This is a genomic window from Variovorax sp. YR752, assembly GCF_943372545.1.
The window spans coordinates 43199-52399 of sequence record NZ_CALRZC010000031.1 but is presented as its reverse complement, the minus strand read 5'-3'; the positions used below and the strand labels follow the sequence as shown (position 1 = coordinate 52399).

The window sequence follows — 9201 nt, the reverse complement described above, 5'->3', positions numbered from 1 at the left end:
CCGGCTCCGGCTCCGGCTCCGGCTCCGGCTCCGGCTCCGGCTCCAGCACCCGCACCCGCACCCGCGCCTGCACCCGCACCCGCGCCTGCACCGGCCCCCGCTCCCGGCGCGCCGGCCAGCTTCACACTCTCGACGTCGGCGGCCAGCGGCACCTATCCCTTCAGCCTCGGCCTGGGTTTCGCAAAGGGTGCAGTGTCGGACAGCTTCGTGCTGAACCTGACTGACTACCAGGTGGTGGTCAAAAGACGCTGGAACGACGGAAGCATCAAGCACGCCATCGTGTCCGGCCGTGCCTCATTGACGCAGAACACGGCGCTGACGGTTTCTGCCGCCAGCGGCACGGCACCTGTGGGCACGGCATTGACCTCCGCCAGCATCGCATCCGCCGCCCCGGCAGCCATGGTTCAGTGCGGTTCGTTCGGCAGCGTGTCACTCTCGAGCTTGCTCGGGAGCCCGATCCGCACCTGGGTCAGCGGGCCGGAGATGGTCGAGTGCCACTATCGCGGCAGCGTCGGCGGCGGGACGTTGCTGACGGTGTGGTTCCACGTTCGCCTGTTTGCCGATGGTCGGCAGTGGGTGCGCGCGATCGTCGAGAACGGCTACCTCGATAACGGCTCGGGCGGGCTGGCTGCAAATGCCGCGCGAAGCTACGTTCCTTCGGTCACGATCGGCTCCACGACGGTCTACGACAACGGCGGCGCGAGCCTGGCGCACTACGCCAACACCCGCTGGAGCGCCGAAGGCTGGATCGGGGGCGACCCGGCGGTCACGTCGCGCCAGAGTGCGGCAGAACTGCGCACGAGCAGGCTGGTGCCCAACTACGGCTGGCGCAGCCCAGCCAGTTCGGTGCTCGGCGGCCTGGTTCAGACTTACGCGCCGATGAGCCGCGGCCCCCATACGCAGGACATGGGCAACACCGGCTTTCAGCCCGGTATCGGCCTGCTGCCCAACTGGGAAGCGCTGTTCTGCTCGAGCGGCGACGTGCGTGCCTATCGCGCCGTCATTGCCGGCTCGTCGTCGATCAATTCGTACCCGATCGTCTGGCGCGATCGCAGCACACACCTGCCGCCCAAGCCCTCCGCCTTCGCCAGCTGGACGCTGCGCGGGCCCAACGGCGGTGGCGATGATGGCTACACCGCCGGCTCGCTGCGCTGGGAGGTGCACCACCATCCTTGCGCCGGCTACCTGGCCTACCTGCTCACCGGCGACTACTGGCACCTCGAGACAGCCTATCTGCAGGCGGCCACCACCTACCTGATCATCAGCCAGGACCGTGGAGCGGGCGTCAATCGCTTCCTGCAGCCGGGGCAGACCCGTGGCATTGCCTGGGCATTGCGCACCGTGGGGCTGCTGTGCGCGATCGCCCCGGATGCCGACATCACCGCCGGAGGCGTGGCCGCCGACTACCGCAGCCTGCTCGCCAACAGCTACGCACGACACAAGACGGCGATCGATGCCAACGGCTCGATGATCTGGTCGGGCTCGGTGTACCAGTCCGTCTATGGCAACTGGAACGGCACCGGCACGGTCGCCCCGTGGATGACCGACTTCTGGGTGATGACCAACGGCCTCGTCTCCGACACCGAGCCGCTGGCCTCGATGACCAGTCTCGACGCAGTGCGCGACTGGATGTACCGCTGGGCCGTCGGCCGCCTCGGCGCACCGGGTGACCCGAACCAGTTCCCGTTCACGAATGCGGCGCAGTACGGCCTCAAGGTGGCCAGCGATGGAAGCGGCACGAACTGGTACCAGAGCTGGGGAGCAATCTACACGCAGACCACCGGCAACTCCAACAGCGGTGGCGGCAACACATTGCAGGGCAGTTCCGGTTCGGACCCGCAGGCGATGGCCGACGGCTACTGGGGCAACCTGCACGCCGCGATTGCCTACGCTGTCGATCACGGGGCGAGCGGCGCTGCTGCAGCCTGGTCGCGTCTGAGTGGCGCGACGAACTACGCCAGCGGTGCCGAGAGCTTCCACGACACCCCGGTCTGGGGCATCGCGCCGCGCTGACAAGGCAGCGAGTTCAGCGCGCGGCGCGCCGGGCTGCGAATCGCGTCGAGGCCCAGGCGGTGAGGCGCGTCCAGATCAGCCGTTCGACTGACTCGGGCCGGCCACTGGCCCACCACGCCAGCGCCACCGCGATCGGGTAGGCAAGCGCTCCCGCCGGCACGCCGACTGCCAGCACGAGCAAGGCACGCGGCACATCGTCGGGGGCCGGCAGCAACTGCATGACGAGGGTGAGCACGGCGGCCATCACCGCACTGGCAGTCAATGGCCTCCACAGCGCCCGTAGATAGTCCCGCAGCGGCAGCTCCAGCGTGCGCAACAGGATCGGCAGGCTCACCAGCAAGCTCCCGGCGGCCGCGATCAGCTCGGCCATGGCCACGCCGAGCATGCCGTGGCTTCCCGCCAGCGCCAGCATGGCACACAGCAGAATGACCAGCCGCGACACCAGGATCGAGGTGGCGAGGTGCGGCCGGCCAAGCGCCAGATAGGCCGCGACGTTGTTCGAGGTGATGGCCGAGACCACGCCAGCGAAGGCAAGCACCTGGACGATCGGCACGGCAGCGCCCCATTGCGCGCCCAGCAGGATGCGGACCACGGGCGCGGCCAGCAGGGCGACGCCGCTGCTGACCGGCAGCACGATGAGCAGGATCGCCGCCGTCGCATCGAGGCAGGTGCTGCGGAAGGCGGGCCGGTCGTCCTTCATCCTCGCGTAGCCGGGAAAGGTGGCGCGATTGATCGGCGCCACCAGCTCGGTATAGGCAAGGTGCGCGATCTCGGCTCCGACGGTGTAGGCGCCCAGCGCCTGCGCCCCGAACAGCTTGCCGACCGCGAAATGCGGCACCTTGCCCAGCACCACGCCGGCGAGGTTGTTGGCGATCAGCCAACCCGAGAAGGAAAACAGCTCGCGGCTTCGGGACAGTGACAGGCGCGGCCGGAACGGCTGCATCGTGTAGCTCAGCAGCACGCCCATGGCGCGGTTCGCCGCCGTGCCGACGATGAGTGCCCAGTACGATTGAAGCAGCAGCGCCGCGACCATCGTCACCGCAAACGACACCATCCGCTTGGTGGCCATCAGGCGGAACTCGGCCGAGAAGTTCATGGCGCGGCGGAAGTTGGCCGTCCCGGTATTCTCGAATCCGGCGAGGAGCCAGGCGCCGCCGATGGCCAGCATCACCGGAACCACGCGCTCGTCGCCGTAGAAGGAGGCTGCCGGCCAGGCCAGCAGTGCTGTCGCCAGGGCCCCCGCCGCCGCAACCAGGATGTTCAGCGTCCACGCTGTGTCGAAGTGCTCGCGCGTCGGGTCGCTCTTCTGGATCAGCGCGATCTCGAAGCTGAAGGAACTGGCCAGCTCGATCACCGCGATCACCGACATTGCCATCGCCACCAGGCCGAAGTCCTCTGGCAGCAACAGTCGCGCGAGCACCGCAGTACTGACGATGCCGATCGAACGGTCGAGCAGGCGGAACAGAACCATCCATGCGGCGCCCCTGGCGATCGCGCCTCTCATTTCAGCCATGCCGTCCCTGTCGAGTTGCCGAGGCAGCTTAGCAGTTGCCCTCCACCGTGCAAGAGTTCACTGGCCTTCGCTGCCTGCGGCAAGGTGTCGGAATCGATGAACCTTCGGGCACGGGGCATACTCGTCGTCCATCGGGCCGCGCGGCTGCGCCCGGCCCGTGCACCTGCCTCGTCGACATGCCTCACACCAAGCCCGCGCTGATCGTCCTCAGCACCCTGTTTCCCTCTGCCGCCGAGCCGGTGGCCGGCGTCTTCATCAAGGAGCGGATGTTCCGCGTCGCGCGGCAGTTGCCGATCACCGTGGTCGCGCCGCAGCCCTGGTTTCCGCTGCAGGGACTGTTGCGGCGCTGGAAGCCGAGCTATCGCCCGGATCGACCGCGGCACGAAGTTGTCGACGGCATCGAGATCCATCGTCCGCGCTACCTTGCGCTGCCAGGTGTGCTGCGCCGACTGGATGGCTGGTCGATCGCCATGGCGGTGCGGCCGCTGCTGCGCCGACTGCGCGACAGCGGCCGCGCCGACCTGCTCGACGTGCACTTCGGCTACCCGGACGGCTATGCCGGTCATCTGCTCGCACGCTGGTGCGGGCTGCCCTACCTGATCACGCTGCGCGGCAAGGAAGAGCGCTTGCGCCACGACCGGCCCATCGGCATCCGCATGGCGCGGGCGCTGCGGGGTGCCGATCGTGTCGTCGCCGTCTCGCAGGCCTTGCGACAGGTCGGCATCGAGCTCGGCGCCGACGAACGCGATGCGGTGCTCATCGGCAATGGCATCGACCTCGAGAAGTTCAACCCGATTGCGCAGGAAGACGCCCGTGCCCGGCTGGAGATCCCGCACGATGCGCGCGTGCTGGTCTCGGTCGGCAGCCTGGTCGAACGCAAGGGCTTTCATCGCATCATCGAGTGCCTGCCGGCGCTGGTGCAGCAGTACCCGCAGCTGCTGCTGCTGGTCGTCGGCGGTGTCGGGCCGGAAGGTGACTATTCCGCGCAACTGCGTGCCCTGACCGAGCGGCTGGCCATGGGCAGGCACGTCAGGTTTCTCGGCGCCATGGCGCCCGCGGATCTGCACGTTCCGCTGTCGGCGGCCGACCTGTTCGTGCTCGCCACACGCTACGAAGGCTGGGCCAACGTGCTGCTCGAGGCGATGGCGTGCCGGCTGCCGGTGATCACCACCCGGGTGGGCGGCAACGCCGAGGTGGTCTGCCGCCCCGAGCTTGGTGTGCTGGTGCCATTCGGCGACACGCAGGCGCTGCGCGAAGCGATCGGCGACGGCCTGATGCGCAGCTGGGACCGTGACGCGATCCAGCGCTACGCTGCCGAGAACACCTGGGATCGCCGCATCGAGCAGTTGCTCGCCTTGCTGCGCGAGATGCACGAGCATGGGCCGCACGGCGGAAGGCCTCGCGCGCAGCTGAGCTGAGGTCGAACGCCCGGCTGCGTTCAGGCGACGGGCCGGCTCACCGTGCCGGCGCGCGGCCCGATGTCTTCGGCAATACGGCATACCCGGCGCGCATTGCTGAGCCAGGTGAGCGAGCGACGGGCGATGGTGGCGCCGGCTCCGCGGGCCAGGCGCTCGCGCAGCGCGCCGTCACGGCACAGGCGGGTCAACGCGGCTTCGAAGTGCCCCTCGCGCTGCTCGTCGAACAGCAGCGCGTTGACATCGTCCTCCAGCACCTCGGCGATGTTCGGCCGGTTCGGCGCAACGATCGCCTTGGACAACGCGAGGTACTCGAACAGCTTGAGCGGTGACGCATAAGGCACCACGGCGGGTTGCAGTGCGACGTCGAACGCAGCGACATGTTCGGGCACATGCTCACGCGAGATCACGCCGGTGAAGCGCACCCGGTCGCCGAGCGCGAGTTCGCCGGCCAGACGCTCCAGGTCTGCCCGCGCCGGCCCGTCACCGACGACCAGCAGCCGCGCGTTGACCGGCGCGTCGGAGCCGGCCATCCAGCGCAAGACACGGTCCACGCCGTGCCAGTCGCGCACGAAACCCGTGAATCCGAGCACGAGTGCATCCGGCCAGCCCAGCGTGGCCTTGGCCTGCGCAGGCGTCGGGGCCGACGCGAAGTGCGCCTCGTTGATGCCATTGGGTATGACCTCGATGCGCTCCCAGGGCACGCCTCGTGCAGCCACGTGGCCGCCCAGCACGCGCGTCACCGGCAGCACCCGGTCTGCACCCCGCCAGACGACGCCCTCGCTCCAGCGCGCCAGCCATGGCAGACCCAGCCCCCCGAAGCGTTCACGCTCGTCGGCCAGGGGCGCGTTGACCTCGAGCAGCAGCGGGATGCGCAGGCGACGCTTGAGCATCAGGCCGGAGAGCAGGAACAGGTTGTAGCGCTCGTAGATGAAATCGGGCTTGAACTCGGCCGCCGCCCTGGCCAGCCGCCGATACGCCAGCAGCGAATAGCCGAGCTCCAGCAGTTCATACAGCGCCTTGGGCAGCGTCGCACGCAGGCGCTGAACCCAGCCGACCTCGGCGCCCATGTCGGCGGCGGCGGGCGCCTGCGGCGCCACCACGCACACCTCATGGCCCTCCTGGCGCAACGAGGCGATCAGTTCGTCGATGTGGACAGCCTGACCGTCCTTCGAAGCCGTGCGGTGGTGGTAGAGGATCTTCATGGACGCGCAAGAGGTGCGAAACGTTGGCCGGGCCGCTCAATCGCTGTGCGGCTGGAGACAATGCGGCTGACGCGAGGGTGAATCGCAGCACCGGGTCGCGTTGGCGCGACCTCGTGCGGAGCAAGCCCCTGGGCCGCGCCACGCCGCCCGATGCGTACGTCAACGCACAGACGCCGCCGGACTGAGCCGACTACAACCAACTTTCGCGGTAGTCGCCGCGAACTAGCCAAGGGTTTGTCGTCGATGTGTAACAAGCCCGCTACAAAGTCGAAGCTCGGTCTGATCGGCACTGCTGCCACAGCGAAGGACTCTACCTTGGAAACCTCGCACTCCCGCGCAAAGGCTCGCCTGGCCACCGACATCGGGGGGCAGACACCTCTGTTACCAGACCCCGCGGCAGCGCGCCTAGTATGGAAGCTGCTGTCGATCAACTGCCGCCCACCGCCGAGCCCAACGAAATGAAGATGACCCGAGTCAATCTGCTGCTGTCCCAGGCCATGGCCTGCCTCGTGCTGAGTGGCTGTGGCGGCGCCGACGAGAACCTCGAGACACCCTCGCTGGACAGCCCGGAACTGGACTCGGCCGCTCGCCTGCGCTGGCAACGGGTGGACTCAGCGCCCCCTGTGCTGGGTGAGGGCTCCAGCACGGCGCCGAACGCGAGCGGTTCCGTCAGCCTGAGTGGCGCGGTCAGCGACAACCTCTGGATCTACCGGGTTCGCTGGAGCAACAGTCGCGGCGGCAGCGGTACTGCCGCGCTCAGCGGAAGCGTCAAGCAGGCCACCTGGAGCGTTCCGTCGCTGCAACTGCAGACCGGTGACAACACGATTACGATCGTCGCGGAAGACGCCGCCGGCAACTCGACTCGGCGCTCGGGCGTGATGACACGTACCGCGGCTCCTGCTCCTGCTCCTGCTCCTGCGCCGGCACCCGCTCCTGCGCCGGCACCCGCTCCTGCTCCTGCTCCGGCACCCGCTCCTGCTCCGGCACCCGCTCCTGGTCCGGCACCTGCGCCTGCCCCGGCACCCGCACCGACAGTCACGCTGACCGCTTCGAGCACCAATCTGACCAGTGGAGGGACGACCACGCTCTCCTGGTCGTCGACCCAGGCGAGTTCCTGCAGCGCCAGCGGGGCCTGGAGCGGCGCCCTGGCGACCTCGGGCAGCTTCCAGACTGCCCCCCTCGCCGCCACGGGCACTTACACGATCAGTTGCACCGGCAGCGGCGGTACGGTCATGCAGTCGGTCACCGTCGTTGTCGCGGCGGCCAGCGGAGCCATCACGGGCCTGAACTTCCCGAGCAACAATGACGCGCCGACCAATGCGTTCGTTGCCTTCCAGTTCCTCAATCCGCAGAACAACGGGCTACCGATGTGGGGCGCCGGCAATGGCGGTGTCACCTACGTCTGGAAGTACAAGCCACGCCAGCAGGCCGGCTACTACGTGACATTCTGGTGGTCCAACAACGGCACCTTCGAGTGGAACGCCGGCAAGCCCGACAGCTACTACGGTGCGCACCCCTATCCACGCGGCGGCGGCACCTCGACGACAACGCACGATTGGGAGATCGGCGGGCTCGACTACGGCTCCGACTTCATCGCGACGATGAGCGGCGGCAGCAAGCCGGTCGCCAAGGATCGCTGGTACACGCAGGCCCTGCGCATCACCGTGAACGCCGACGGTACCAAGACGGCGCGGTTCTACATCGACCTGCCCTCCACCGCTGCGGGAGATGTCATCCAGGTGACCTCGCCGGCCTACTTCGGCACCAAGAATCCGCCGGCCCCGGCCCTGACATTCGGCGACTCCCCCTGGTATGCGAACTACCAGCACGAGCGGCTCAGCGGTGTGCTGCGCGGAATCAAGATCTTCAACAAGGTGCTCAGCGAGGCCGACACGCTGGCCGAGGCAGCGGCGGACAAGCTGGTCACGACGCAAGGCAGCGCCAGCGTCTGGTACATGAACGTCAACCCGACGCCGTCGGACATCTCCGACAAGTCCGGCGCCGGACATCACCCTGTCTGGGCGGACCCGAACAACAAGGCGTCACTCTGGACCGAATGAGACCGCGCGTGCCGGCCTGACCGCAGTTCAGCGGGCCGTGCCTCGCCCACGGGTCGGACGCGGCAGGCCCCAGCACCGGGCCAGCGAGGCCAGCAGGTAGGCAGCCGCCTTGGGCTGCCATGGATGATGCGACAGCGCCTGGCGAAACGACTGCACTGCGACGTCCGCATCGCCATCCCAGTAGTGTCGATAGCCGTGCAGGAACGCGAGCGCGGCGAGCCGCCTCCGGGCGGCCGACGCTGGGACGGCATGCCCCCCATCGTCGACCAGACCATAGGTTTCGATCGCTCGCTTGAGCAGCCGATAGGCGTTGTTTTCCTTGCGCAGGGTGTACGTCACCGAGCTGTGGTTCTGGCGGTAGACGGCGACCGGCACGTCCAGCTTGACGGCAGGATGGCGTCGCGACACCTTGAGCCAGAAATCGTAGTCCGAGCCGGTCCGAAGGGTCTGGTCGAAGCCCCCGACGGCGTCGAAGACCGAGCGGTGGATGACCGACGCGATGATGTGGATGACGGAATCGAACAGCAGCCGCGAGTACAACCATCCGGAGCCGAGCGGATCGACGCGAGGAGCCAAGATCGGGGCAGGCACCTGCAAGGGCGGGAAGCCACCGTCCTCGTCTGGATGCCACACCAGCCAGTCACCATAGACGACGCGGCAGTCGGGCTGCCGCTCGAACTGGCCCATCAAGGTCTCGGTGTGCCCGGGCAGCCAGAGATCGTCGCCGTCGAGGAAGGCCAGGTACTCGCCCCGAGCCTCGCTCACGGCGCGATTGCGCGCCGCGGCAGGCCCGGCATTGGCCTGCGTGAACACACGCACGCGGTCGCCGAAACGGGCCACCACGTCGAGCGTGTCGTCCGTGGAGCCATCGTCGACGACCACCACTTCGATGGGCTGATAAGACTGCGACAGCACGCTGTCGATGGCGTCGGCAACGAATCGACCGCAGTTGTAGGTCGGCAGGATGACGGATACGAGCGGGCGGTTCATGGTCT

At 68.1% G+C, this 9201-nt stretch carries 6 protein-coding genes; 3 read left to right on the top strand and 3 right to left on the bottom strand.

Annotated elements, in window-relative coordinates; all coding sequences use genetic code 11:
- On the top strand, positions 1–2013 hold a 2013-nt coding region (locus AAG801_RS10285), incomplete at its 5' end, for a hypothetical protein (protein ID WP_341888300.1).
- Between the two features lie 13 nt (positions 2014–2026).
- Here AAG801_RS10285 and AAG801_RS10280 read toward each other — a convergent pair.
- Positions 2027–3517 carry a lipopolysaccharide biosynthesis protein gene (locus AAG801_RS10280; protein ID WP_341888299.1) on the bottom strand — a complete coding sequence of 497 codons (1491 nt, stop codon included), beginning with the start codon at positions 3515–3517 and terminating at the stop codon, positions 2027–2029.
- Positions 3518–3702: 185 nt separating this feature from the next.
- Between AAG801_RS10280 and AAG801_RS10275 the strand changes: the two genes are divergently transcribed.
- Complete coding sequence (locus tag AAG801_RS10275) at positions 3703–4944, top strand: glycosyltransferase (protein WP_341888298.1); 1242 nt, start codon at positions 3703–3705, stop codon at positions 4942–4944.
- Between the two features lie 20 nt (positions 4945–4964).
- Here AAG801_RS10275 and AAG801_RS10270 read toward each other — a convergent pair whose 3' ends face one another.
- A complete protein-coding gene (locus tag AAG801_RS10270) occupies positions 4965–6146 on the bottom strand; it encodes a glycosyltransferase family 4 protein (protein ID WP_341888297.1) in 1182 nt (393 codons plus the stop codon).
- A 410-nt stretch (positions 6147–6556) separates the two neighbouring features.
- On the opposite strand from AAG801_RS10270, the gene AAG801_RS10265 reads away from it, so the two are divergent.
- Positions 6557–8206, top strand: a complete 1650-nt coding sequence (locus AAG801_RS10265; RefSeq protein ID WP_341888296.1) for a hypothetical protein — start codon at positions 6557–6559, stop codon at positions 8204–8206.
- A gap of 27 nt (positions 8207–8233) precedes the next feature.
- Here AAG801_RS10265 and AAG801_RS10260 read toward each other — a convergent pair whose 3' ends face one another.
- Positions 8234–9196 carry a glycosyltransferase gene (locus AAG801_RS10260; protein ID WP_341888295.1) on the bottom strand — a complete coding sequence of 321 codons (963 nt, stop codon included), beginning with the start codon at positions 9194–9196 and terminating at the stop codon, positions 8234–8236.
- Positions 9197–9201: the final 5 nt, after the last annotated feature.

Bases quoted from the DNA above. Each gene is read 5' to 3' on its own strand.
- AAG801_RS10260 (WP_341888295.1), bottom strand. From the start codon at position 9,196: ATGAACCGCCCGCTCGTATCCGTCATCCTGCCGACCTACAACTGCGGT.
- AAG801_RS10280 (WP_341888299.1), bottom strand. From the start codon at position 3,517: ATGAGAGGCGCGATCGCCAGGGGCGCCGCATGGATGGTTCTGTTCCGC.
- AAG801_RS10265 (WP_341888296.1), top strand. From the start codon at position 6,557: ATGGAAGCTGCTGTCGATCAACTGCCGCCCACCGCCGAGCCCAACGAA.
- AAG801_RS10275 (WP_341888298.1), top strand. From the start codon at position 3,703: ATGCCTCACACCAAGCCCGCGCTGATCGTCCTCAGCACCCTGTTTCCC.
- AAG801_RS10270 (WP_341888297.1), bottom strand. From the start codon at position 6,146: ATGAAGATCCTCTACCACCACCGCACGGCTTCGAAGGACGGTCAGGCT.